The following is a 25,260-nucleotide window of genomic DNA, read 5'->3' on the forward strand; positions in this document are numbered from 1 at the left end:
GATTACAAACTTTCCAGAAATGCGAGGATGGCGTCACGGTCGTCTTTCGGCAAAGCCACCACGGCATCGCGGCTGGTCTGCGCCTCACCGCCATGCCACAGCACGGCCTCTAGAAACGAACGCGCGCGACCGTCGTGCAGAAATTCGCTGTGGCCGGAAACCTGCTGAGTCAGGCCAATGCCCCATAGCGGCGGGGTTTTCCATTCCGAGCCCGTCGCGCGCCCCTCGGGGCGGTTGTCGGCAAGGCCCGGACCCATGTCATGCAGCAGCAGATCGGTATAGGGCCAGATCAGTTGAAAGCTTTGCTCTGGCTGGTCTTTCAACCGCTCGGTGACGTATTTCGGCGTATGGCAAGAGGTGCAGCCGATGTCATAGAACACCTGCTTGCCGCGCAGAACCTGAGGGTCGTCGATATTGCGCCGCTCTGGCACGCCCAGATTGCGCGCGTAGAACGTCACCAGATCAAGGCTTTGGTGATCCACTTCCAAGCCATCGCGCAGGCCCGGCTCCTGCCCGCTGGGGGCCGCGCGGCACGCGGTTTGCGCCACCGTGCAATCGCCCCATGGATCGGGGTGCAGCGCCGTCGCAAGCCCCATATCGCCCTGAAACGCCCCGGCCGATTGGTCACGGATCGTCGCCTTGCCGCCCTTGAAGCCGAAGCGGCCCAAGGCAGCATGGCCATCCGGCCCCGCAGGCACAAAGCTGGCGCGACCGGAAATCCCGTCGCCATCGGCGTCACCCTCATCGACCCGCGCCAGAATATCGGCCTCGGGGATCGCTTCAAGCAGGCCCAGCCCGATCATCTGCGGTGCCACGCGCGGCGACAGCATCACGTCCGCCGCCATCGGACCATAGGCAAGGTCAGCGACCGAATACTTCGGTGCGCGCAGACTGACCACTGTGCCATCGGCCAAAGTCACCGGGGTTTCGGAATAGTTGATCACCATCCTGCCCTCGGCAGCGATGCCTTGCACGGCGAAATCCTGAAACTGCCCGCCATAGGTTGGCTCATCCTGCGTCGCCAGCCATTGCTTGATCTCGGCCGGGTTCGACCCACCCGGCACCGACAGCCGCAGGAACATCGACACCGCACTTTCACCCGCCTGTGGCACATGACCGCGCCCGTCTTTCAGGTGACAATCCTGACAGCCGCGCGCGTTGAACAAAGGCCCTAATCCATCCGAGGCCAACGTCGAGGCGGGCGACGGCACCCAGGTTTTGGTGAACAGCGCGTTGCCAAGATTGAAGTTCATCTGTCGGCCAAAAGGCATATTGCCGGAAAACTGCGAAAACGCATCCGCCGTGGGTCGGGCGCGCACGGTGGCGGCACCGCCGGATTTCGCTTCAAACTTCTCAGGCTGGCTGAAATCTGTGGCCAGGGCCACCACGCCCGCAATACGCGCCACCTCGGCCTTGGTGCGGGGAATCACGGTCAGATCCTGGCCGGTAGTCTCTTGCGCAAGGGCTGGCGCGGCCAGCAGCGGCAGTATCAAAAGGACGCGCAGCATCCGGGTCTTCCCTATATCAGTTGGGGGCGCTGCCCTGTTTCGCCCGCGCCCCCTGCCTACTCAGAGTGGGTTTCGCAGCGCCTTGTCAATCGCAGCAGACGACGGCAAGGCGCTGTTGACGCAAGCGTTACTGGAACACGGCCCCCGGATTATCGAGGCTGTCAGAGCCTTCGATGCTGGTGCCGGTCAAGCCCAAAGTGGTGATCGCGCGCTCGATCGAAGCGGTCTGCCTCACCAGCGCGTTCACGCCGCCCATCACCAAAGCCTCGCCTTCCTTGTTGCCCGCCGCCAGCATCTGATCATAAGCCATGCCGCCATCCGACGCCGCCTTGATCGCGCCCAAAGCCGTGACACTTGCCTCAAGTTCTGCCTTCAACTGGGTATCCACCGCCGGATCCGCCGCTGCAACCAGTTCCGAGATCGACGGCCCCGACACCACAGACCCATCGACGCGGGTGTAGTGGCCCAGATAAACGTTCTGGATGCCGATACCGTCGTAATAATGGCTGGCAGCGGTGTTGTCCGAGAAGCAATCATGTTCTTCTTCCGGGTCGTTCAGCATCAGACCCAGACGCATCCGCTGGCCCGCGACTTCCCCATAAGAAAGGCTGCCCATCCCGGTCAGAATAGCCGACAGCGCCGCCTTGGGGTCTTTTTCAATCACCGCCCGCGCGGTGCCACCCGTGGCCCACTGGCCTGCCATATCCTGCAAATCGCTGACCAGCAGGTCGGTCGCCGCCTTCAGATATTCCGCACGGCGATCACAATTGCCACCCGTGCAGCCATCGCCCTGCACATAGTCGGTGAAGGGCCGATTGCCCGCCCCCGGCCCGGTGCCGTTCAAATCTTGCCCCCACAAAAGGAACTCGATCGCGTGATAGCCCGAGGCCACATTGGCCTCGATCCCACCCGCCTCTTGCAGGGTGCCCGAGATCAGCTCTGGCGTGATCGTGCTGGCATCCACGTCCACGCCCGAGATTTTGAACTTCGGGTTGGCGATCACGTTCAGCGTTGCCAGATCGTTTTCTTCCGACTTGCCATAGGAAGGGTCGACATAGTCGATCAAGCCCTCGTCCAGCGGCCAGGCGTTGACCTTGCCTTCCCAATCATCCACCGCGACATTGCCGAAACGGAAAGCTTCCGTCTGCATATAGGGCGGGCGCGAGGCGATCCATGCCGCCCGCGCGGCCTTCAGGCTGTCTTCCGAAGGTGCTGTGATCAGCGCATCCACTGCCGCCTGCAAAGCGTTGGCGGTGGTCAGGCTGTCTTCATAGCCCGCAGCCGCAATATCGGCATAGGTCTTGGCCACCGCAGCCGGATCAGCAGCCAGCGCGGGCTGGACAGCCACGGTCAGGGCAGAAGTTGCAAGCAAGGCGAAGAACAAGGGGCGCATAGGGTATCTTTCCTAGTGACGGGTGGCTGAAGCGGCGACATGCGCGCCAGTGGCTGAAACTTTGGCTGAAAGTCTGTGAATGATGACAAGCGCTGCATGGCCGACACGTTCGGCGACCTGCACGGCTTCATAGGCGATGTCGGGCGGCAGCATGGTCAGCCCGAAGGCCATCGCATCCTCACGATCTCCTGCCGTGGCCGCCGCAACCATCTGCGCAAAGACGCTTTCATCGCCGCCAAGGCAGGCGCATTGCGTGTGATGCCGCATCAAGGGGCGACGGCCCATCTGCACCATCAGCGTGATCAGATGCGCCAGAGCGTTCACATCATGCGCCGCCTGTTCCGCCCCGAAAATCGCGGTGAAATCCTCGGCGATGGCGATGCGACCGGCTTCACCATCGCACCATTGCCGCAGCAGATGCACCGCGCCGCGTTCCAGCGGTGGCAGATCGGCCAAAAGACCAACCGCCGCACCACCGCGCACAGAGCTGGCCTGTACCGGGCTGTTCTGTTTGGGTTTTGACGATTTGAACCAGGAATAGCTCATGACTTTCCGACTGCCTTTCGCGACTGCACGTTGCAACCTGCGCCCTGCCGAAAAGGTTGGGCCTTGCGCCATTAACTGACGGATTTCGTCGGAATTGTAAATCCGATTCTTTCTGTCGGCTAATCGTTGCCAAAACCCCTGCCTTGACCGTAAGGTGCCGCTTCGCCAGATTGCCGCCATGACCGAAAATCCGCTTTGGCAAAACCGCAACTTCCGGCTGATGTTCGCCTCGTCGGCTGCCACCAATCTGGGCGATGGGCTGATCGCCGTGGCGGTCGCATGGCTGGCCACCCTGCTGACGCAAGATCCGTTCCTGATCGGCCTTGTCGCCAGCGCCCGCAATCTGCCGTGGTTTCTGTTTGCCCTGCCCGCAGGCGTGATCACCGACCGGATCGAGCATCGCCGCCTAATCATCGGCGCGGATTGCCTGCGTGTGGTGATCACCCTTGCCCTGCTGACCCTGGCGCTGACCGCGCATCCGGGCACCGCCCCGGTTCTGATGATGGCCGCACTGTCGTTCATCCTGGGCAGCGCCGAGGTGCTGCGCGACAACACAGCCCAAACCTTCACGCCTTCGGTTGTCGAGAAGTCACAGCTTGAACAGGCCAATGGCGCGATGTGGAGCGCGGAAAAACTGACCAGCGAGTTCATAGCACCTCCGCTGGCGGGCCTGTTGATCGGGCTGTCGATTGCGTTGCCCTTCGGCATTCAGGCGGTGATGCTGCTGGCCGCCATCCTGCTTATCGGCAGCATCCGCCTGCCTAAGCGAGTGCAGACCGCGCCACACCTGCCCCTGCTGGCGGCCCTGCGTGAGGGGATGCTGTGGCTGTGGCGCGACATCCCGCTGCGGCGTCTGGCCTTCATTCTGGGCGGCTTCAACTTTATCGGTTACGGCTTTGCCGCCGTGCTGGTGCTGTATGGCCAGCGTGTGCTGGGCTTGGATGCCTTTGGCTTTGGCCTGTTTCTGACGCTGGCCGCCATCGGCGGCTTGGCGGCCACACTGACCGGCCCGCGCCTGCTGCGCCATATCTCTCCGCGCAGCGCGATCCTGCTGGGCATGGCGGGGTTCAGCGTCACGTCACTGGTGCTGGCCTTGCATGCGCCGTTGTGGCTGGTGGCGATGTTCATGGTGCTGGATGGCTTTTCCGGCATGCTGTGGAACATCGCGCAGGTCAGCTACCGCCAGCGCCATATCCCCGCGCCGCTGCTGGGCCGGGTCAATTCCGCCTTCCGCTTCATCGGCACGGGCCCCGCCGCCTTTGGCGCCTTCACCTTCGGCTGGTTGATCGCTTGGGCCGGATCGAGGGCAGAACCATCGGGCACCGCCGAAGCCGTTCTGCTGCCCTATGCCGTCGCCGCCGCTATTGGAGCGGCCCTCACGCTCTACGCGTGGTTCCGACTGCATCTGCGATAAAACGCTGGACAAAAAAAGGCCGGGCACGAGGCCCGGCCAGGTCCAACAGGGAGGGTGCTGTGTCATAACCCCGGCACAGCAAGGGGAACTTTTGGCCGTCGGGCGGGGAGGACGCCGTCTGGCCTGAACAGATAGATAAGCATTCAATCAGGCAACAATAAGACCCGTAAGTGACGAAAACCTTACCTGACGCGCCCAATTCCGCCGTCAGGCGACCAGCTTGTAGCCGCCATTCTCGGTCACAAGCAGCCGTGCATTGCTGGGGTCGATTTCGATCTTTTGCCGCAAACGATAGATATGGGTTTCCAACGTGTGCGTGGTCACGCCCGCATTATAGCCCCAAACCTCGTGCAACAGCACATCCCGCGCCACCACGCCTTGTTGGGCGCGATAGAGGAACTTCAAGATGTTGGTTTCCTTTTCGGTCAACCGCACCTTCTTGTCCTTGGCGTCAACCAGCATCTTTTGTGCAGGCTTGAACGTGTAAGGCCCCATCTGGAACACCGCATCTTCGGATTGTTCATGGGTGCGCAACTGCGCCCGAATGCGGGCCAGCAGCACCGGGAACTTGAACGGCTTGGTCACATAATCATTTGCCCCCGAATCAAGCCCCAGAATTGTATCACTGTCGGTGTCATGGCCGGTCAGCATCATGATCGGGCACTTCACCCCGGCCTTGCGCATCCGTCGGCACAACTCGCGGCCATCGGTATCGGGCAAGCCCACGTCCAGAATCACCAGATCAAACAGGCCAGCCTTGACCTTCTCCATACCCTCGGCACCCGTGCGGCCCTCGAACACGTCAAAATCTTCGGTCATCACCAGTTGCTCGCTCAGCGCCTCGCGCAGATCGTCGTCGTCATCGACCAGCAGAATCTTTCGCAAAGTTGCCATGTGAACCTCCTTCAGACGGACCGTTTGTCCTTGCGCAAACACATGCGCCTGCCTCACGGTTCCGACAAGATTTGCTACAATCTTCTCACGCGGACGTGTCGCAGGCGCGGCGAATGTTTCAATCCGCTCCGCTTTCGCCTATGAAACCCGCATGAGCCTGCATCCCTCCACCCCCGAAATTCTTGCCCGCGCCCGCGCTGATCTGCGGCTTGGCTTGGCGATTGTGCTGACGGGCGGCGGCCAAGCCATGCTGTGCGCAGCGGTCGAGGAATTGACCGATGCCCGCCTTGCCGCCTTTCGCGCCGAGGGCACGCCCGAACTCGCGCTGACCGCCCGTCGCGCCGAGACGTTGAAAGCGATCCCCTATGACAGCGATCTGGCCCGCCTGCGCGTGCCTGCCGAGGCTGATCTGCGCTGGCTGCGCGCGGTGGCCGACCCCGCCGATGATCTGAACGTGCCGATGAAAGGCCCGCTGGTGGCGCTGCGCGACGGCCCCGCCACCCTGCACCGCACCGCCATCGCGCTGGCGAAATCGGCGCAACTGCTGCCTGCGATGCTGCTGGTTCCGGTGGCCGATGGGCTGGCTTTGGCCGCCCGCAACAACCTGACGCTGCTGGCCAACACCGATTGCGCCGATCTCGACCGCCTCGCGCCGCTTGCGCCGGTGATCTCGGCCCGCTTGCCGATGGCGGCGGCCCAAGCGGGCCGTTTGCACATCTTCCGCCCCGATGATGGCAGCGCCGAGCATTACGCCATCGAGATCGGCCGCCCTGACCGCGCCCAGCCGGTGCTGGCCCGCTTGCATTCGGCCTGTTTCACCGGCGATGTGCTGGGCAGCCTGAAATGCGACTGCGGCCCGCAACTGCACGCCGCCCTCGCCCAGATGGGGCAGGAAGGCGCGGGAGTTCTCCTGTATCTCAATCAGGAAGGCCGTGGCATCGGTCTGGCCAACAAGATGCGCGCCTATTCTTTGCAAGATCAGGGCTTTGACACGGTCGAGGCCAACCACCGCCTTGGCTTTGAAGATGATGAACGCGATTTCAGGATCGGTGCCGAAATCCTGCAAACCATGGGTTTTTCGCAAGTGCGTCTGCTGACCAACAACCCGAAAAAGCTGACCATGCTGCAAGCCTGCGGCCTGACAGTGACCGAGCGTGTGCCGCTGAAGGTTGGCCAAACCGCACAGAACCGCGCCTATCTTGCCACCAAAGCCGCCAAATCCGGGCACCTGCTATGAAATCCTCCGACCTGATCCTGACACCTATGGGCCTGCTGTTTCAAAACCGCCGCTTTCCCTGCACCATCGGGCGCGGCGGCATCACCGATGACAAGCGCGAAGGCGATGGCAGCACGCCTGTCGGCAGTCATCGCATCGTAGGCATGCTTTACCGCCCCGACCGCATCGCGCGCCGCACACTGCCCGATTGGGCGGTGCCGATCCGTCCCGGTGATCTGTGGTCAGACGACCCCAATGATTTCGACTACAACCAACTCGTCCGCGCGCCCTATCCCTTCAGCCACGAGCGTTTGAGCCGCAGCGATCCGCAATATGATCTGATCCTGATCACCGACTGGAACTGGGATGATCCCATTCCCGGCGCAGGCTCGGCGATCTTCATTCACACCTGGCGCAGCCCCAGCCACCCGACCGCAGGCTGTATCGGCCTGTCTCGGCAAAACCTGATCTGGATCGCCAACCGCCTGCGCCCCGAATCCCGGCTGATCGTTCGCTAAGGCTTCCCAAAGCGGTTCGGATTTCATATTCTGCCGTAAATCGGGGGGATATGATGGCCAAAGCTGTAAAATCGGATGACCAGATTTTCGCCCTGCGCATGGCCCGATCCGCCCCGGACCTCTGGCCGATGCTGGAGCAGGTTTACGGCCAGCATCCAAGCTACGCCCAATTCTGCACAGATCTAAAATCCGCCCTTGCAGAAGGTTGGCGCGACCGCCCCGCCGACCTTAAACTGTTGGATTTGAAGCGTGATCTGGAACCTGACTGGTTTCAGCGCGCCGATATGGCGGGCTATGTGTTCTACATCGACCGCTTTGCAGGCAACCTGCGCGGCGTGCTGGATCATCTCGACTACCTCGAAGATCTTGGCATCACCTACGTGCATTTCATGCCCTGCCTTACCCCTCGGCCCGGTGATTCCGATGGTGGCTATTCGGTGATGGATTACCGCAGCATCAACCCCGCCTACGGCAATCTGGAAGATTTCAAAGCGGTTTCAACCGAGCTGCGCAAGCGCGGCATCTCGCTCTGCATCGACCTCGTGCTGAACCACACCGCGAAAGAACACGCCTGGGCACAGGCCGCAGCCAAGGGCGACCCCGCCGCGCAAGACCTGTATTGGATGTTCGACACGCCAGAGCAACCCGATGCCTATGCGCAAACGCTGGTCGAGGTTTTCCCCGACAATGCCCCCGGTAATTTCACCCATTACCCAGAATTCGGCAAATGGGTCTGGACCACCTTCAACCAACATCAGTGGGATCTCAACTGGTCTAACCCACAGGTTTTTCTTGAGATTACCCGCATCATGCTGCACCTCGCCAACACCGGAGTTGACGTTTTGCGGCTGGATGCCGTAGCCTTCATGTGGAAGCGCCTCGGCACCCGCTGCCAGTCCGAACCCGAGGTGCATATGCTGCTGCAAGCCCTGCGTGCCTGCTGCCGCATCGCAGCCCCAGCGGTGATCCATCTGGAGGAAGCCATCGTCTCGCCGCAGGAAATGCTGCCTTATTTCGGCCGCGGCAAACATGACGGGCGCGAGGGCAATCTCGCCTATCACAACTCGCTGATGGTGCAATTCTGGAGCGCTTTGGCCACCCGGGACACCCGACTGATGACGCATGTGCTGGCCAGCCACTTCCCAGATCGGCTGACCAACGCCACCTATGCCACCTATATCCGCTGTCACGATGATATCGGTTGGGCCGTCACCGATGAAGACGCCCGCGCTGTGGGTCTGAATGGGGCAGCGCATCGGCGTTTTCTGTCGGATTTCTACGAGGGAGGCTTTCCCGGCAGCTTTGCCCAAGGTGCGCCGTTTCAGGTCAATGAAGCCACCGGCGATAAACGTATTTCCGGCAGTTTCGCCTCGCTCGCGGGGCTAGAGACACACGACGCGCATGATCGCGATATGGCGGTGCAACGCATCCTGATGGGCCACGCGCTGATCTCGGCTTTTGGCGGTATCCCGTTGATTTACATGGGCGATGAGCTTGGGCTGTTGAACGACCACAGCTACCGCGACGACCCCGCGCACGCCCATGACAGCCGCTGGCTGCACCGTCCCCGAATGGATTGGGCTTTGGCCGCTGCACGCAATTCTGGCAACTCTGTCTCGTCGCAGTGCTTTCTGGGCACGCAAGCTATTTTGGCGCGGCGTCGCGCCACTCCGGGTTTGCATGGAGCCAATCCGATCCACATCGTCGAAACCGGTAATCAAACCCTGTTTGCCGTGCGCCGCGCTGCACCGACAGGGCCCATTTTGTGCCTGTTCAACTTTTCGCACCACTGGCAGCACGTTTCGGGCGGCTGGTTGCAGGCGCAGGGCATCACGCATTGGCACGACGCGCTGTCGGATCAGATCGTGACGCTGCATGGCGATTATCTGGCGCTGCCACCCTACGCGCGGGTATGGCTGACCTAAACGTAAGCGCGCGCGCCGAAAATCGCGCTGCCCACGCGCACATGCGTCGCTCCGGCGGCAATTGCGGCTTCGAAATCGCCGCTCATCCCCATCGACAGGCCCGTCAGACCATTGCGCGCCGCCATCTCGGCCAACATGGCAAAATGTGGGCCTGCATCTTCGCCCTCGGGCGGGATACACATAAGGCCCCCCGGGTTCAGATCCATCTTGCGGCAATGCGCGACGAACTGATCCAGCGATTCCGGAAGAACCCCGGCCTTTTGCGGCTCGGCCCCGGTGTTGACCTGCACGAACACCTGCGGACAGGCTCCGCGCGCCTGTGCCAGTTTCGCCAGTTTTTCGGCCAATGAGACACGGTCCAGCGTGTGAATGGCGTCAAACAACTCGACCGCCAGCTTGGCCTTGTTGGTTTGCAGCGGGCCGATCATATGCACCTGCACCGCATCGAATTCCGCCCGGAACGCTGGCCATTTTCCTTGAGCTTCCTGCACGTAATTTTCGCCAAACAGCCGATGGCCTGCCTCCAGCACGTCACGCACCCGCGCATCGGGCTGCACCTTGCTGACGGCGATCAGTTGCACCGAACCTTTCGCACGGCCAGCCAAAGCCTCGGCGGCTCTTATGCGTTCCAGAATTGTTTGCAATGCCATGGTGCCTCCACGCGTTTGACCGCTGTTTTGCGGCACTTGATCACCGCCCGGAACAAAAGAAAAGAGCGGGCACAAGGCCCGCTCTTTCCGAAGCGTTTGATCGGTTAAGATCAGAACGACATACGCACGCCGAGGTCAGCGCGGGTGTCGCCGTCGAAGCCCGACTCGACAGCACCAGCAAGGGTTGCGCCGCCGAGGTCGTAGGAAGCGCCCAGACCGTAAGCGGTGTCAGCACCATCAACGTCCAGATCGGTCACGTAACCAGCAAGGGTGATGCCGTTGATGTTGTAGTTGCCATACAGCGTGATGCTGGTGCCAACTTCACCGCCGCCAACGTCGGTCAGATCGCCGTTGTCGTTGTAGTTCAAGCCAACCGAGCCAGCGTCGCTGAATTTGTAAGCCACACCGACGAAGGTCTGATCGTTGCCTTCAAGACCCAGGCCGTTCTGCACGTAAGCAGCAGCAACGGTGAACTGGTTGAAGGTGTAGTCAGCAGCAACCGACATCTCGTCCTGCATGGTCGGGCCAGCGTCTGCCAGTGTTTGGTCAGGCTGAACCAACGATGCTTTCAGGTTCACACCCGAAACCGAGTAAGCAACATAGATGCCAACGCGGTTGTTTTCCGCGCCATACGAGCCGCTGTTGAACGAGTAGTAAGCGCCCAGCGGGTCACCGAACGAACGCTCTTGGAAGCCGATTTCCGGGTTGTACATCAGAGCAACCGAGTCGAAAGCGGTGTTTGCGTTACCAACTTCGACGCGAACGCCCGATGCTTCAACGTACAGCATTGCAGGGCTGAAAGCCGCAGCCGACTGGCCATTGGTGTTCTGGAAACGGATACGACCACCGTAGGTCACGCCGTTGTCAGCTTCGAACTTTGCGTCAACGTTGATACGCAAACGATAAGCCAGAATGGTTTTGTTCGCCGCAGTCACATCATCGCTAGCGACACGGTTTTCAGCATAGTCCAGACCGAAACGGCCCGAACCGCTCAGGGTCACTTCAGCAGCTGCAACGCCAGCGGTTGCAACGAGCAGGGTGGTGGAGAGAAGAATTTTTTTCATCGTGTTTCCTCGTTTTTCTCAAAGACGCGACCATACTCAAGCAAGCCTGAAGCAGGTATGGGGGTGTTTTCCTCCTCCACGGCCCTGATTGCAACGGTCCGCGCACCAATCCGGGCAATCGTGGCGGCGGTGATGCACCCTTGCCACAGTCGCAGCACCCGCCAAGTCGGCAGCTTTCGGTGGCTTCTTCCTCAGCCGTGACGGCAAGCGGGCGGGTTTGTTGCAAGAAGCGAGGTTGCTTGCACGCATTTCTCATTTTCCCAGCTGGGAAGGCCTATGGTTAATTTGTACGCAAGACACCAAGTGTAGACCCGCACCCGACTTTTTGTGAAGAATCTCTGCATTCTCACAAGCTGTGCGTTGGCTGAAACCTGGCGTTTGGTGGAAAAGCCTTGGCACGCCCGAAGCGGTCAGTATAAACAGCGACAGGTTGGCATGGGGAAACCGGATGATGTTGGGTCGTATCATGGGTAAAGCGCTGAATTTTGGCTTGATGGCCGCGCTTTTGACCGGGATTGCCGCCTGTGGCATGCTGGGCAGGGTCGGCGGAGGCTCATACGATCCCAAGGTGCAGGCCGAACTATCGCGCGAAAACCGCGAGGAAGCACGGAATAACCAAAGCGGCATAGGGCAACTGTTCCGCAAATCCGACAACCCCAACACCACGGTCGAGGTGAACAAGTATATCTGGAAGGCCAGCCTTGATGTGCTGAACTTCCTGCCCATCGAATCGGTGGACCCGTTCACTGGGGTGATCGTCACCGGCTATGGCACACCTCCGGGCGGCGGCCGCGCGGTGCGGGCGACGATCTATGTGCAAGATCCGGCGCTGGATGCGCGCAGCCTGAAGATTGCTATGCAGGGCAGCGGCGGCGGGTCGGTCTCGCCCGAAACCATCCGGGCTGTGGAGGATGCCATCCTGACCCGCGCGCGTCAGTTGCGCATTCAGGACAGCGGCCTGTAAGCGCTAGGGTCTCTAAGCAGGGCGGCCTCTAAGCGCCAAACTGTAAGCCACTACTGGACCTTGCCCCCCATGGCGGTGTATTCGCGCCATGGAACTGATCAAGGGGCCTGATATGTCGCGTTACGAACCCAAGACCATCGAAGCGAAATGGCAAGCGGCTTGGGACGCGGCCGAGACGTTCAAGGCCCGCCGCGATCCATCGAAACCGAAGTATTATGTGCTTGAGATGTTCCCCTATCCCTCGGGTCGCATCCATATGGGCCATGTGCGCAACTACACGATGGGCGATGTGGTGGCGCGCTATAAGGCGGCGCAGGGGTTTTCCGTGCTGCATCCGATGGGCTGGGATGCCTTCGGGATGCCCGCCGAGAATGCCGCGATGGAGCGGGGCGGCCATCCGAAGGAATGGACCTACGGCAACATCGCCGATATGCGCGCGCAGATGAAACCGCTTGGCCTGTCGATCGACTGGAGCCGCGAATTCGCCACCTGCGACCCGGAATATTACGGCCAACAGCAGGCGATGTTCATCGACATGATGGCCAAGGGCTTGGTCTATCGCAAGAATGCCGTAGTGAACTGGGATCCGGTCGATTTGACTGTTTTGGCCAATGAGCAGGTGATTGACGGCAAAGGCTGGCGGTCAAACGCGCAGGTGGAGCGGCGCGAGCTGACGCAGTGGTTCTTCAAGATCAGCGATTATTCCGCCGAATTGCTGTCAGCCTTGGACGGGTTGAAGGATTGGCCCGAAAAGGTCCGCCTGATGCAGGCGAACTGGATCGGACAGTCGCGTGGCCTGCAGTTCGCCTTCACCACAACCGGCGCGCCCGAAGGTTTTGACCGCATCGAGGTGTACACCACCCGGCCCGATACGCTGCTGGGCGCGTCTTTCGCGGCGATCAGCCCTGATCACCCGCTGGCAAAACATCTGGAGCGTCACGACTCTGCCGTTGCCGCCTTTACTGCTGAATGCCGAAAAGGTGGCACCACGGCCGAGGCGATGGAGACGGCGGAAAAGATCGGTATGGATACCGGCATCCGCGTGCTGCATCCGTTTGATAACTCTATCGAACTCCCGGTCTATATCGCCAACTTCATCCTGATGGATTACGGCACTGGCGCGATCTTTGGTTGCCCGGCGCATGACCAGCGCGACTTTGAATTTGCCAGCAAATACGGCTTGCCGATTCCGGCGGTTTTTGTGCCCGAAGGCGCCGAAGAAGTCGCCTTGGACCAAGCCTACGTTCCGATGAAATCCGAGCGCGTGCAATATATCCGCGGCTTTGCCGGCAACGATCTGCAAACCGGCGAGGAGGCCATCGCCGCCGCCATCGCCGAATGTGAGGCGCGTGGCATCGGGCGCGGTGTCACCAACTATCGCCTGCGCGATTGGGGGATTTCCCGCCAACGCTATTGGGGCTGCCCGATTCCAGTGATCCATTGCGCCACCTGCGGCGTGGTGCCGGAAAAGAAAGAGAATCTGCCGGTCAAACTGCCCGATGATGTCAGCTTCGACATCCCCGGCAATCCGCTGGACCGTCACCCGACCTGGCGCAACTGCACCTGCCCGCAATGCGGCGCAGCTGCCCGGCGCGAAACCGACACGATGGATACATTCGTCGATTCGTCGTGGTATTACGCCCGCTTCACCGCCCCGCATGCCACCACGCCGACCGTGGCCGAGGACGCTGATTACTGGATGAACGTCGATCAATATATCGGCGGCATCGAACATGCGATTCTGCACCTGCTCTATTCGCGCTTCTTCGCCCGCGCCATGCACGCCACCGGCCATCTGCCGCAAAAGGCGATCGAGCCGTTCAACGCCCTGTTCACGCAAGGCATGGTGACGCATGAGATCTACAAGACCACCGACGCCGCTGGCCGCCCGGTGTATCACCTGCCCGAAGATGTGACGACCTTCAGCATCGGCGACCGCCGTGTCACGGTGCTGGGCGATGTGGCACCGCCAGACCCCGAGATGATTCCCGATGTCAACGCATGGCTGCAAGCGTTGAGCGACGAAGGCGGGCTGGTCGAGGTGATCCCTTCGGCCAAGATGTCGAAATCGAAGAAAAACGTCGTCGATCCGATGAACATCATCGCGGCGTTTGGGGCGGATACCGCACGCTGGTTCGTGATGTCCGACAGCCCGCCTGAACGCGATGTGGAATGGACAGCCTCGGGTGCCGAAGCCACCTTCAAGCACCTGTCCCGCGTCTGGGCACTGTGTTCGCGCATCGGCGAGATGCCTGCGGATCATGTCGGTGAAGGCGATGCCGAGATTGCCCGCGCCACCGCCAAAGCCGTGGATGAAATCACCCGCGCCATCGAGACCTTCGCCTTCAACAAGGCCATCGCGGCACTCTATGGCCTGACCAACACGCTGGCCAAAGCCAACGGCTCTACCCCAGCGATGAAACAGGCGATCCGCACGCTGGCGCAACTGATGTGCCCGATGACCCCCCATATCGCCGAATCGATCTGGAGCTATCAGGGCGGCGCTGGCCTCTGCGCCACCGCGCCTTGGCCCAAGGCCGATCCGGCGCTGCTGGTGGATGATACCGTCACACTGCCGATCCAGATCAATGGCAAACGCCGCGCAGAAATCAGCGTGCCGAAAGACATGCCCGCATCCGAGGTTGAAAAAATCGCGCTGGCGGATGAAGCTGTGATCAAATTCCTCGCAGGTGCGCCTGTGAAGAAGATCATCGTTGTGCCGGGGCGCATCATCAATGTCGTTGCTTAAACGCCGCCTGTTCCTGCTGACACCGCTGGCCCTCGCGGCCTGCGGCTTCCAGCCCGCATATGGGCCGGGGGGGCCAGCGCGCGGCATCCAATCCAGCATCCGCGTCGCTGACCCCAGCGATAAAAATGGCTTCGACCTTGTCGAACGTCTGGAAGAGCGGCTCGGCCGCCCAAAAGCCGACCGTTTTGATCTGACCTACAGCATCAAAACCTCGGCCACTGGCGTCGGCATCACCCCCGACAACGCCATCACCCGCTATAACCTGAACGGCGTGATCGACTGGGTATTGACCGACCGCAGCAGCGGCACCCGCGTGACCGGGGGACAGGTGAAAAGCTTCACCTCCTACTCTGCCACCGGCTCCACTGTCGCAGGCCTTGCCGCCCAAGAAGACGCCGCCCGCCGCCTGATGCGCATCCTCGCCGACCAGATCACCGCAAGACTGCTGGCGACCTCCGGCAGTTGGAATAAATGAAACTCGCTGGACTTGCTGCCAGCCAATACTGCGCCAAACCCGACCCCAAACATGCGGGTCTGCTGATTTTTGGTGCCGACACCATGCGCGTGGCCCTGAAACGGCAAGAGGCCATCGCGGCGCTGATCGGCCCGCAGGGCGAGGCTGAAATGCGCCTGACCCGTATTCAGGCCGGCGATCTGCGCAAATCTCCCAGCCTGCTGACCGATGCCACCCGCGAGATCGGCTTTTTCCCCGGCCCGCGCGTGGCGTTTCTGGAAGACGCGACCGACGGCCTGACCGCCTCTATCGCTGCGACGCTGCAAGACTGGCGACCGGGCGATGCACAGGTCGTGGTGACGGCGGGGAATCTCACCGGCAAATCCACCCTGAAAACCTTGTTCGAGAAACATCTGAACGCTGTCAGCATCGGTCTCTATGATGACCCACCCTCGCGTGAGGAGATCGAGGCCGAACTGGCCAAGGCTGGCCTGAAGAACTTTGCACCCACGGCGATGGCTGACCTTGCCACGCTTGCCCGCAGCCTTGATCCTGGCGATTTTCGGCAGACCCTGGAAAAGATCGCGCTTTACAAGCACAACGATCCCACCCCGCTGACCCCGGAAGAAATCCACGCCCTCGCCCCTGCTACCGTCGAGGCCGAGGTGGATGAGTTGATCGCCGCCGCTGCTGACAAGAATGCCAGCCTGATCGGCCCGCTGGTGCGCCGACTTGAGGGGCAAGGCATCCTGCCCGTTACCATCTGCATCGGTGCGCTGCGGCATTTCCGCAGCCTGCATGTCGCAGCCGCAGACCCCGGCGGTATATCTTCGGGCATCATGAAAGCCCGCATCTTCGGGCCCCGCCGCGACGCGATGCAGCGGCAGGCCTCGGCCTGGGGTATGCAGCGGCTGGAGGACGCGCTTGGCCTGCTGGTGGAAACCGACCTCACCCTCCGCTCCACCTCACGCGCCCCGGCGATGGCTGTGATGGAACGCGCACTGATCCGGTTGGCGATGATGAAGCGGTAGGGTTACAGGCTGAAATGCCGAACCCCTGTGAACAGCACCAGTCCGGCATAGCCTGACCAGAACATCAAGCAAAACAGCCCAAACCGCAGCCATCGCGACCGTGTGCCAGACACGATCAGCGCCGCCACCGAATACCAAAGGCCTACCGCAACCGCAACAATGCCAAACCCGCCAACATCGCCATTCGAAAGGGCCATTGGCACAAACAATATCGCCGTAACCCCGCCCAATATGGCCGGCAGCCAATCAAAAACCGCAAAGGGCGTTACAAGTGCCAGCGCCACCGCGCCAATCACCCGCCCCCAATTCGGCCGAAACACCCGCCGCAACCGATGCCGGTTCACCCCAAACAGCACCACAAGCGTCGCAATACCATAAGCCAAAACCAACGCGAACGGCACCGCCGTCAGGGCAGAGACGACAAACACCACGCCCTGCTGCCCCAATAACACCGGCGCGCGCCAGAATACTGCCAATGCCCAGATCAGCACCGCCAACGGCAGCGCCACCCACCGCACCAATCCCCATGGCATCGGCGGCGGCAGCAGTAGACTGGGCAACCACGACGGGCGCGGCACAGGCGAAACCGAGACTTTATCTTCCATCATCCCCTCACAAAATCTCCCCTCAACTGATCACCCCACAGGCAGCGCGCCAAGTGTGGAACCACCACCCCTTGCCAGCTCCTGAAACCACCCCCTGCAATCCTCAAACCGCTAAACTTTATCTAAAATTTTTTCATCTTGGCAAAAATACTCCACGGGGGTCCGGGGGTGTGAAACCCCCGGCGCCGCGCCGTAACCCGCTTGACCCCGCCCGCCCCACCTGCTTCAACCCGATAAACAAAGCAGGCAACCATGGCCAAATCCCCCACGCCGATCGAGACCTTCCTTGCCCCCCTTGCCAAGCTCGCCCTCAAACATCCCGAGGTCGAAGCTGAAGTGATCTGGGCCGATGGCGCGGCGTGGGAGCCGCAATCGGGCACCGATGCCCTGCTCGAGGCCGAAGAAATCCCGTTCTACGCCGAAGGGCTGCTGCTGGAAGGCTTCCAGATGCACTATCAGATCCTTGCGGAACCGGATGATCTGAAATCCCCGGCGCATGTGCGGCTGTTCTTCTGGCAAGACGATCCGCCGCCGCTGCCAGACCCGGAGCCCGACCTTGCCCTGATCGCCAGCGCGGGCTGGGTCAGCCGGAAACAGCCGTGAAACATTTCCTGCATAGCCTTGGCCCGTCGATGCCCGCGCCGAAGCCGGACGAGATTCTGCGTGCGGCGACTGGCGCCGCATTGGGGCTTGCCCTGACGGCTGCGGTGCTATGGGGGCTGCATCCCGGAGCCGATCCGATCAGCCATCCGGCGCTGATCGCGCCTTTCGGTGCATCGTGCTTTTTGATCTTCGCGGTGCCGAACAGCCCGATGGCGCAGCCTTGGGCAGTGGTGATTGGCAACACCGTCGCGGCCCTTGCCGCCGTGCTGTTGCTACACACGGGCATGCCGATGCTGCCAACCGCAGCACTTGCGGTGATGCTGGCCATCCTCGCCATGGCAGGCCTTCGTGCCATGCATCCGCCGGGTGGCGCGGTGGCGCTGGCCACCGTGCTGTCGGCGCATCCTGATGCCCTGCCCGGATTGTCCTATCTGGCGCTGCCCGTGGCCAGCGGCAGCATGGCGCTGGTCGGCTTTGGCATCCTGTGGGCACAGATCACCGGGCGGCGCTATCCGTTCCGTGTCGCCCCCGATCCAACACCGCACGGCACCAAAGACCCTGCCCCCGACCGCCGGTTTATCCCATCAGAACAAGTGCTGGCCGCCACGCTAACCAGGCTGCGACTGGGCAGCAACCTTGGCGTCGAAGACCTCGCGCGCCTGATCGAAGCCGCCGAAACAGAGGCCAATGCCAGCCATCTGGGCCCGACCACCGCCGATCAGATGATGTCCCGCGATCTGATTCAGGTGACGCCCGACACGCCCTTGCCCGCACTGGCGGCCAGCTTCCGCACCCACCGCTTCAAGACCCTGCCGGTGCGCAATGCTGATGGCAGCTTCGGCGGGCTTGTATCGCAATCGGCCCTCGTCGGGCTTGCCGACCCGACGTTGACCGCCGCAATGCTGATCGACAGCGACCTGCGCAGCGTCACGCCCGAGACACCGCTTGCCGCGTTGATCCCGCTGCTGACCGATGGCAACCAACAAGCCATCCCGGTGCTGGAAGGCCCCCAGCTTGTCGGCCTGATCACCCGCTCTGACATGATCGCTTTGCTGTCCGGCCATATGCCTGCCTAAACCTGAAGGAGCCTTCGATGCCCGCCGTCTATGACACTCTGCACCACGCCTGCGCAGCCCTTGGCACCCGCCTGTTCACCGTCACCGTGCAAGACCTGAAGCTTGATGTGGCGCGCCGTGCCTATACCTCGCATCCGGTGGAATACCCGGTATCTGGCACCAAACCGCTGACCCGTGACGGCTGGTATGACCATTGCATCACCGGCCAGCAAACCTTTGTCGCCAATACAACGCCAGAATTCGCCAAATACTTCTTCGATCACGCGCTGATCAGCTCGCTTGGCCTTGGCTCTTGCATCAACATCCCGCTGGTCGAAGGCGGCAAAGTGTTGGGCACAGTCAACCTTCTGGCCGAGGAACACCACTTCACCTCCGAAAGACTGGCCGCCTATGAAGCACTGGTTGCCCGGCACCATGCGGCGCTCGCCACCGAAATGGCCAAGGGCTAAGCCCCGGCTGCGGCGGCACGGTTTATCGTTTGATCAAAAAACTGCCGCCGCGCCACGATTTTCTGTTGCGAAACAGCGCGACCCCGCTACCCTGATGGCATGACCGGGAACCCGGCTTGCGCTCAATCACAGGGAGCTTTCCATGACCAAAACCCACAAAGCGGCCACCGCTGCCGCCCTTCTGGCCAGCCTTGCCACCGCCGTCACCCCCGCCCTTGCCGAGATGACCGAAGTTGGCGCCTCGGAAGGGCAGGTGAATATCGTCGCCTGGCCCGGCTATATTGAACGCGGTGAAACCGACAAGGCCTATGACTGGGTGACAAAGTTTGAGGCCGACTCGGGCTGCAAGGTCAACGTCAAGACCGCCAACACCAGCGATGAGATGGTCGCGCTGATGAACGAAGGCGGCTTCGATCTGGTGACGGCTTCGGGCGATGCCTCGCTGCGGCTGATCGCGGGCAAACGGGTGCAGGCGATCAACCCGGCGCTGATCCCAAGCTGGTCGAAAATCGACCCGCGCCTGCAAGATGCCAAATGGTTCACCGTCGATGGCGTCCATTACGGCACACCCTATCTGTGGGGGCCGAACGTGCTGATGTATAACACCGATGTGTTCAAGGAAGCGCCAAAATCGTGGAACGTGGTGTTCGAGAAGATGGACTTGCCGGATGGCAAATCCAACGAGGGCCGCGTGCAGGCCTATGATGGCCCGATCCACATCGCCGATGCCGCGCAATATCTGATGTTCCACAAGCCGGAACTGAAAATCACCTCACCCTATGAGTTGAACGAAGGCCAATACAAGGCCGCGCTGGATTTGCTGCGCGAACAGCGCAAGCTGGTCAGCCGCTACTGGCACGACGCCTATATCCAGATGGATGATTTCAAGAACGAGGGCGTGGTGGCCTCGGGTTCCTGGCCGTTCCAGGTTGGCCTGCTGCAATCGGAAAAACTCCCCATCGCCTCGACGATCCCCGAGGAAGGTGCCACCGGCTGGGCCGATACCACCATGCTGGCCGCCGATGCCGCCAACCCGAATTGTGCCTATAAATGGATGGAGCATACGCTGAACTCCAACCTGCAATCCGACCTCTCGGTCTGGTTCGGCGGCAACCCGGTGGTGCCCGCCGCCTGCACCGACAAATCAGGGATGCAGACGGCGGAAGGTTGCACGGCCAACGGTCTGGATGATTTCGACAAGATCCGGTTCTGGACCACGCCGACCGCCAACTGCGCCCAAGGCGAAGGTGCTTGCGTGCCGTATTATCGCTGGGTGTCCGACTATATCGGCGTGATCGGCGGGCGTTAAGCCAGCGGTGGCGGATACCCTGCCCTACATCTCTCTCAAAGGGTGCGTGACATCACGCACCCTTCCCCCTCCCCGCCTTGGCGGATAAAGGCCCCGTTCCCATGCCTGCAGCCGTAGAATTCCGCAAAGTCTCCCGTCATTTCGGCCCCGCCTCTGCCCCGGTGAAAGCCGTCGACGCCGTCGATCTGAGCATCGCGGAAGGCGCGTTTTTTGCCATGCTTGGCCCATCAGGCTCGGGCAAAACCACCTGCCTGCGGCTGATCTCGGGCTTTGAATCCCCTACGGCGGGTGAGATTTGCATCTTCGGTGAAAATGTCTCAAACACCCCGCCGCATCTGCGCAACGTCAATACTGTATTTCAGGATTACGCGCTGTTTCCCCATATGAACGTGCGCGATAACGTCGCCTACGGCCTGATGGTGAAGGGGATGGCGAAAGCCCAGCGCTATGCCCGCGCCGAGGAAATGCTGGCCCTCGTCCACCTTGATGCCTACGGCAGCCGCAAACCCGGCCAGTTGTCCGGCGGCCAGCGCCAGCGTGTCGCCCTTGCCCGCGCTTTGGTCAATGAACCGAAAGTCCTGCTGCTGGATGAACCCCTTGGCGCGCTGGACCTGAAACTGCGCGAGGCGATGCAGGACGAGCTGAAATCGCTGCAACAGCGGCTTGGCATCACCTTTGTTTTCGTCACCCATGACCAACACGAGGCCTTGTCGATGGCCGACAGCCTCGCAGTGTTCAACGACGGCAAAATCGCCCAGATCGGCACCCCGGCCGAGGTTTACGCCCGCCCGAAAACCCGCTTTGTCGCCGATTTCGTCGGCTCGTCCAACGTGCTGCCCCCCGCACTGACGCAAAGCCTCGGCGGTCCCGCCAAATGGTCCAGCTTGCGCCCCGAATCCCTGCACCTTGACGCCGCAGGCCCGTTGCAAGGCACCGTCACCGCCCTGCGCTACCTCGGCGCGGGCCACCGTATCACCCTGTCCAGCCAAGGCCACGACATCGCCGCCATCCTGCCCACAGGCACCCCCCTCCCCGATCCGGGCAGCGAAGCCCGCTTTGCCTTCGGCCCCGACGCCCTGCACATCATGGATGAAGCCTGATGCGAAACAATTTCATCTTGGCGATAAATACTCCCGCCGGAGGCTCCCGCGGCAGCCACAGAAGCCTCCGGCGGGAGTATTTTTGCCAAGATGAAGCCGTTTCAGGAAATGCCATATGACAGCCATCCTCCCCGACAAATCGCTTGCTGATCGGCTGACCACCCTGTTCTGGCGCAAGCCGAAACTGCTGCTGGCGCTGCTGATCACCCCGCCGCTGCTGTGGCTGGGGGTGATCTACCTTGGTTCGCTCGCAGCCCTGCTGCTGCAATCCTTCTATTCCATCGACGAATTCTCCGGCATGGTGGTGCGCGAATTCACCCTGAAAACCTATGCCGAACTGCTGCGGCCGCAGAATTACGACATCATCGTCCGCACCCTGCTGATGTCCGCCGCCGTCACGCTTGGCGCAGCGATCCTTGCCTTCCCGATCGCCTATTTCGCCGCCCGCTATGCCCGTGGCCGCTGGAAAGCGGTGTTCTATCTGGGCATCATGCTGCCGCTGTGGTCGTCCTACCTTGTCAAGGTTTACGCTTGGAAACTGATCCTCGCGAAAGAGGGCATCATCACCTGGGCCGCCACCCAGACCCACACCAATTTCCTGCTGGATGCCGCTTTGGCGCTGCCGGGTGTTGGCGGCAATAGCCTGTCCACCAGCTATATCGGTATGTTTCTGGTGTTCACCTATGTCTGGCTGCCCTACATGATCCTGCCGATGCAGGCAGCATTGGAACGTGTGCCGACCTCGATGCTGGAAGCCAGCCAAGACCTTGGCGCCACTCGGGCGCAGACGTTCCGAACCGTGATCCTGCCATTGGCGATGCCGGGCGTGATCGCGGGGTCGATCTTCACCTTTTCGCTGACGATGGGCGATTACATCATCCCGCAGATCGTCGGCAATTCGGCCAATTTCATCGGCATGGCCGTGTATCAACTTCAAGGCACCGCCGGTAATATCCCGCTCGCCGCCGCCTTCGCCGTGATTCCCATCGTGATCATGCTGATCTACCTTGGCCTTGCCAAACGCGCGGGGGCCTTCGATGCACTCTGATCAAGCGCCATTCTCGCTGAAACTTTCCGCCTTCGCGGTGCTGTTGTTCCTGCACCTGCCGATCCTGCTGATCTTTCTTTACGCCTTCACCACCGAGGAACGCACCTATGCCTTCCCGCCCCCCGGCCTGACGCTAAAGTGGTTCGCCGCCGCGTGGGAGCGCCCGGACATCTGGCAAGCCCTGACCCTGTCGCTGCAAGTGGCATTCGCCGCCACCCTGCTGGCAATGATCCTTGGCACGCTGATATCCGCCGCGATGGCGCAAGCCCGGTTCTTCGGGCGCGAGCAGATTTCCCTGCTGATCATCCTGCCCATCGCCTTGCCCGGTGTGATCACCGGCATGTCGCTGCGCTCGGCCTTCGGCCTGATGGACATTCCGTTTTCCACCCTGACCATCATCCTTGGCCATGCCACCTTCTGCATCGTCATCGTTTACAACAACGCTGTCGCGCGCTTCCGCCGCCTGTCTGGCGGTATCCTGGAGGCCTCTGCCGATCTTGGCGCCAACGCCTTCCAGACCTTCCGCCACATCCTGCTGCCCAACCTTGGCACGGCGCTGCTGGCCGGCGGGATGCTGGCCTTTGCCCTGTCGTTTGATGAGGTGATCGTCACCACCTTCACCGCAGGCCAGCAAGCCACCCTGCCGATCTGGATGCTGGAAGAACTGATCCGCCCACGCCAACGCCCCGTCACCAATGTGGTGGCCATGGTGGTCTTCGCGGCGACGTTCTTCCCGATCCTCTTGGCCTATTACCTGACCCGCAACGGGTCAGAAACCGCCGGTTCAGGCAAGTAGCGCCGCCGCAATTCCGCCGAAAAGCTGAAATACAAGGCAAAATGGCCGGGCCGACCTCTGCGGCGCGGCCATGCGCTGATGTGGCAACCGCAAGGCCCGTCACATCAGCGCGCCTTAATCGCCAAACCCCAACACCATATCCCGATGCTCAATCCCCGCATCGTCATAGACCGGGCCATAGGCTTCAAATCCGAGCGCCTGATAAAAACCCAAAGCATGCACCTGCGCGCCCAGCTTGGCCTTTTTCACCCCCGGCGCCGCCCGCAACCGTGCCACCGCCGCGTGGATTAGCGCCGCACCAATCCCGGCACCCCGCGCCTGTTGCAGCACACAAACCCGGCCAATCTTGCCGACCTCGCCCTGCACCAACAGCCGCGCAGACCCGACCGCCAAGCCATCCAGCACAGCCAGCAAATGCAGCGCCACGTCGTCGAGATCATCCAGCTCATCGGCTTCGGACACGCCCTGCTCCTCGATGAACACCACGCGGCGCAACTGGCGGCACAGGGCAATGTCGAGCGTCTCGATGATCTCCAGCGTCACGCGAAATAGTCCCGCAAGATCCGCGTGTAAATCGCCTTCAGCGCGTGGATCTGCGCCACCTCGACCCGCTCATCCACCTGATGCATGGTCTTGCCGACCAGCCCGAACTCCACCACTGGGCAGTGATCCTTGACGAACCGCGCGTCCGATGTCCCCCCTGAAGTCGAATATTCCGGCACCCGCCCGGTCTCGGCCTGCACCGCCTTTGCGACCAAAGCGGAGAAATCCCCCGGCGGGGTCAGGAAGCTTTCGCCCGAGATCGTCACCCGCATGGAAATCTCCACCCCGGTTGCCGCCTGCACCGCAGCGGCATGGCCCTGCAACCACGCTGTCAAAGAGGCTCCTGAATGCGCGTCATTGAAACGGATGTTCACCGTGGCAAAGCCCTTCGCCGGGATCACATTCGTCGCCTTGTTGCCGCAGTCGATGGTGGTGATCGCAAGGGTCGAGGCATCGAAATGCGCGGTCCCCTGATCCAGCGGCTCCGCCTCCAGACGCGCCATCAGGCCGACCAAGGCGCTCATCGGGTTCTTGGCGCGATGTGGATAGGCGGAATGGCCCTGCACGCCGACAGCGGTGAAATAGCAGGTCATCGACCCGCGCCGCCCGATCTTCATCATCTCGCCCATCTCATTCGGGCAGGTGGGTTCACCTACCAGACAATGCGTCATCCGCTCGCCATTACTGGCCATCCAATCCAGCAAGGCCACCGTGCCATCCAAAGCATCGGCTTCCTCATCGCCGGTGATCGCCAGGATCACCGCACCATCGGGCGGGGTCTGCCGCACAAAATCCACTGCCGCCGCTGCAAAGGCCGCAACGCCCGATTTCATATCGGTGGCCCCCCGGCCATACATCCAGCCATCCACCACTTCCGCGCCAAACGGATCGCGCGTCCATGCCGCCAGATCGCCCACCGGCACCACATCGGTATGACCATTGAAGCCAAAGGATTTATTGGCCCCCGCCACACCCCAGCGCGCATAAAGATTGCTGATCCCGCCGCGATCCACCCGTGTGCAGGCAAAGCCCGCCGCCGCCAGAACGCCCTCCAACAGCACCAGTGCCCCGCCCTCATCCGGCGTCACCGAGGCGCAGCGGATCAGATCAGCGGTCAGCGCCACCGGATCAACGGGAAGATGTGCAGCCATGGTGATGCCCTTTTGCGTATATATGATGCACATCGGGATACCGCCTTGCCCAAACCAATGCAACGCCGCCCAATCTGTGTCCCACACGCCACCATTGCCGTCGCCCATGCGCACAACCGCAAAATGCAGTGGCAGCAGCCCCGCAACCTGCCTTACCTTGGCGTCAATACCATGCGCCGGGGCCAACGTGCCCCACACCAACCGCGCAATGGCAACCGAGGCTTAGATGACAGCGGGCAATCCACGCACTCCGG

Annotated in this window: 24 protein-coding genes; 15 read left to right on the forward strand and 9 right to left on the reverse strand. The window is 61.6% G+C overall.

Annotation, left to right across the window (positions count from 1 at the left end):
* Positions 1 to 2 precede the first annotated feature (2 nt).
* The 3 genes from ACFOGH_RS19160 to ACFOGH_RS19170 all read right to left on the reverse strand — a co-directional run bounded on the left by ACFOGH_RS19160 (position 3) and on the right by ACFOGH_RS19170 (position 3,447).
* A complete protein-coding gene (locus tag ACFOGH_RS19160) occupies positions 3 to 1,508 on the reverse strand; it encodes a di-heme oxidoreductase family protein (RefSeq protein ID WP_380074782.1) in 1,506 nt (501 codons plus the stop codon).
* 127 nt (positions 1,509 to 1,635) lie between these two features.
* A complete protein-coding gene (locus tag ACFOGH_RS19165; protein ID WP_380074783.1) occupies positions 1,636 to 2,901 on the reverse strand; it encodes an imelysin family protein in 1,266 nt (421 codons plus the stop codon).
* 12 nt (positions 2,902 to 2,913) lie between these two features.
* A complete protein-coding gene (locus ACFOGH_RS19170; RefSeq protein ID WP_380074784.1) occupies positions 2,914 to 3,447 on the reverse strand; it encodes a hypothetical protein in 534 nt (177 codons plus the stop codon).
* A gap of 178 nt (positions 3,448 to 3,625) precedes the next feature.
* On the opposite strand from ACFOGH_RS19170, the gene ACFOGH_RS19175 reads away from it, so the two are divergent.
* Entirely contained in the window at positions 3,626 to 4,861 is a 1,236-nt protein-coding gene (locus ACFOGH_RS19175) for an MFS transporter (RefSeq protein WP_380074785.1), read from the forward strand.
* Between the two features lie 207 nt (positions 4,862 to 5,068).
* Here ACFOGH_RS19175 and ACFOGH_RS19180 read toward each other — a convergent pair whose 3' ends face one another.
* The gene (locus tag ACFOGH_RS19180; RefSeq protein ID WP_380074786.1) at positions 5,069 to 5,755 is read right to left on the reverse strand and encodes a response regulator transcription factor; all 687 of its coding nucleotides are present in this window, start codon (positions 5,753 to 5,755) and stop codon (positions 5,069 to 5,071) included.
* A 151-nt stretch (positions 5,756 to 5,906) separates the two neighbouring features.
* On the opposite strand from ACFOGH_RS19180, the gene ribA reads away from it, so the two are divergent.
* The 3 genes from ribA to ACFOGH_RS19195 are packed head-to-tail and all read left to right on the forward strand — an operon-like array spanning position 5,907 to position 9,414.
* Entirely contained in the window at positions 5,907 to 6,992 is a 1,086-nt protein-coding gene (ribA, locus tag ACFOGH_RS19185; RefSeq protein WP_380074787.1) for a GTP cyclohydrolase II, read from the forward strand.
* Positions 6,989 to 7,489, forward strand: a complete 501-nt coding sequence (locus ACFOGH_RS19190) for a L,D-transpeptidase family protein (protein WP_380074788.1) — start codon at positions 6,989 to 6,991, stop codon at positions 7,487 to 7,489. Before ribA ends, ACFOGH_RS19190 begins: the two co-directional genes overlap by 4 nt.
* Before the next feature lie 53 nt (positions 7,490 to 7,542).
* Entirely contained in the window at positions 7,543 to 9,414 is a 1,872-nt protein-coding gene (locus ACFOGH_RS19195) for an alpha-amylase family protein (protein WP_380074789.1), read from the forward strand.
* Here the strand turns inward: ACFOGH_RS19195 and ACFOGH_RS19200 are convergent.
* Entirely contained in the window at positions 9,411 to 10,064 is a 654-nt protein-coding gene (locus ACFOGH_RS19200) for a YggS family pyridoxal phosphate-dependent enzyme (protein WP_380074790.1), read from the reverse strand. The two genes, ACFOGH_RS19195 and ACFOGH_RS19200, sit on opposite strands and share 4 nt — an antisense overlap.
* Before the next feature lie 110 nt (positions 10,065 to 10,174).
* A complete protein-coding gene (locus ACFOGH_RS19205) occupies positions 10,175 to 11,128 on the reverse strand; it encodes a porin (RefSeq protein WP_380074791.1) in 954 nt (317 codons plus the stop codon).
* Between the two features lie 448 nt (positions 11,129 to 11,576).
* Between ACFOGH_RS19205 and ACFOGH_RS19210 the strand changes: the two genes are divergently transcribed.
* The 4 genes from ACFOGH_RS19210 (at position 11,577) to holA (ending at position 16,326) form a co-directional block, all read left to right on the forward strand.
* On the forward strand, positions 11,577 to 12,092 hold the full coding sequence (locus ACFOGH_RS19210; RefSeq protein WP_380074792.1) for a DUF3576 domain-containing protein: 516 nt from the start codon (positions 11,577 to 11,579) through the stop codon (positions 12,090 to 12,092).
* A gap of 112 nt (positions 12,093 to 12,204) precedes the next feature.
* Positions 12,205 to 14,841, forward strand: a complete 2,637-nt coding sequence (gene leuS, locus ACFOGH_RS19215) for a leucine--tRNA ligase (protein WP_380074910.1) — start codon at positions 12,205 to 12,207, stop codon at positions 14,839 to 14,841.
* Positions 14,828 to 15,316, forward strand: coding sequence for an LPS assembly lipoprotein LptE (lptE, locus tag ACFOGH_RS19220; protein WP_380074793.1), 489 nt, complete (start codon positions 14,828 to 14,830; stop codon positions 15,314 to 15,316). Before leuS ends, lptE begins: the two co-directional genes overlap by 14 nt.
* Positions 15,313 to 16,326, forward strand: coding sequence for a DNA polymerase III subunit delta (holA, locus tag ACFOGH_RS19225; protein ID WP_380074794.1), 1,014 nt, complete (start codon positions 15,313 to 15,315; stop codon positions 16,324 to 16,326). Before lptE ends, holA begins: the two co-directional genes overlap by 4 nt.
* A 2-nt stretch (positions 16,327 to 16,328) precedes the next feature.
* Here the strand turns inward: holA and ACFOGH_RS19230 are convergent, their stop codons facing one another.
* Positions 16,329 to 16,934, reverse strand: a complete 606-nt coding sequence (locus ACFOGH_RS19230) for a hypothetical protein (protein ID WP_380074795.1) — start codon at positions 16,932 to 16,934, stop codon at positions 16,329 to 16,331.
* Positions 16,935 to 17,183: 249 nt separating this feature from the next.
* Here ACFOGH_RS19230 and ACFOGH_RS19235 point away from each other — a divergent pair, with 249 nt between their 5' ends.
* From ACFOGH_RS19235 to ACFOGH_RS19265, 7 genes are all read left to right on the forward strand, one after another.
* On the forward strand, positions 17,184 to 17,534 hold the full coding sequence (locus ACFOGH_RS19235; RefSeq protein ID WP_380074796.1) for a hypothetical protein: 351 nt from the start codon (positions 17,184 to 17,186) through the stop codon (positions 17,532 to 17,534).
* Positions 17,531 to 18,610, forward strand: coding sequence for an HPP family protein (locus ACFOGH_RS19240; RefSeq protein WP_380074797.1), 1,080 nt, complete (start codon positions 17,531 to 17,533; stop codon positions 18,608 to 18,610). The genes ACFOGH_RS19235 and ACFOGH_RS19240 overlap by 4 nt, the downstream gene beginning before the upstream one ends.
* A gap of 17 nt (positions 18,611 to 18,627) precedes the next feature.
* Complete coding sequence (locus ACFOGH_RS19245; RefSeq protein WP_380074798.1) at positions 18,628 to 19,059, forward strand: GAF domain-containing protein; 432 nt, start codon at positions 18,628 to 18,630, stop codon at positions 19,057 to 19,059.
* A gap of 142 nt (positions 19,060 to 19,201) precedes the next feature.
* Positions 19,202 to 20,368: an ABC transporter substrate-binding protein gene (locus ACFOGH_RS19250; protein ID WP_380074799.1), complete on the forward strand. Its 1,167-nt coding sequence runs from the start codon at positions 19,202 to 19,204 to the stop codon at positions 20,366 to 20,368.
* 101 nt (positions 20,369 to 20,469) lie between these two features.
* Positions 20,470 to 21,468: an ABC transporter ATP-binding protein gene (locus ACFOGH_RS19255; protein WP_380074800.1), complete on the forward strand. Its 999-nt coding sequence runs from the start codon at positions 20,470 to 20,472 to the stop codon at positions 21,466 to 21,468.
* Between the two features lie 115 nt (positions 21,469 to 21,583).
* Positions 21,584 to 22,516 carry an ABC transporter permease gene (locus ACFOGH_RS19260; protein ID WP_380074801.1) on the forward strand — a complete coding sequence of 311 codons (933 nt, stop codon included), beginning with the start codon at positions 21,584 to 21,586 and terminating at the stop codon, positions 22,514 to 22,516.
* Complete coding sequence (locus ACFOGH_RS19265) at positions 22,506 to 23,312, forward strand: ABC transporter permease (RefSeq protein ID WP_380074802.1); 807 nt, start codon at positions 22,506 to 22,508, stop codon at positions 23,310 to 23,312. The genes ACFOGH_RS19260 and ACFOGH_RS19265 overlap by 11 nt, the downstream gene beginning before the upstream one ends.
* A gap of 114 nt (positions 23,313 to 23,426) precedes the next feature.
* Here the strand turns inward: ACFOGH_RS19265 and ACFOGH_RS19270 are convergent, their stop codons facing one another.
* Positions 23,427 to 23,855, reverse strand: coding sequence for a GNAT family N-acetyltransferase (locus ACFOGH_RS19270; protein ID WP_380074803.1), 429 nt, complete (start codon positions 23,853 to 23,855; stop codon positions 23,427 to 23,429).
* Positions 23,852 to 25,006 carry a succinyl-diaminopimelate desuccinylase gene (gene dapE, locus ACFOGH_RS19275; RefSeq protein WP_380074911.1) on the reverse strand — a complete coding sequence of 385 codons (1,155 nt, stop codon included), beginning with the start codon at positions 25,004 to 25,006 and terminating at the stop codon, positions 23,852 to 23,854. The genes ACFOGH_RS19270 and dapE overlap by 4 nt, the downstream gene beginning before the upstream one ends.
* Positions 25,007 to 25,260: the final 254 nt, after the last annotated feature.

Origin of the sequence: Cypionkella sinensis (assembly GCF_042646385.1) — a bacterium.
Classification (GTDB): Bacteria; Pseudomonadota; Alphaproteobacteria; order Rhodobacterales; family Rhodobacteraceae; genus Cypionkella; species Cypionkella sinensis.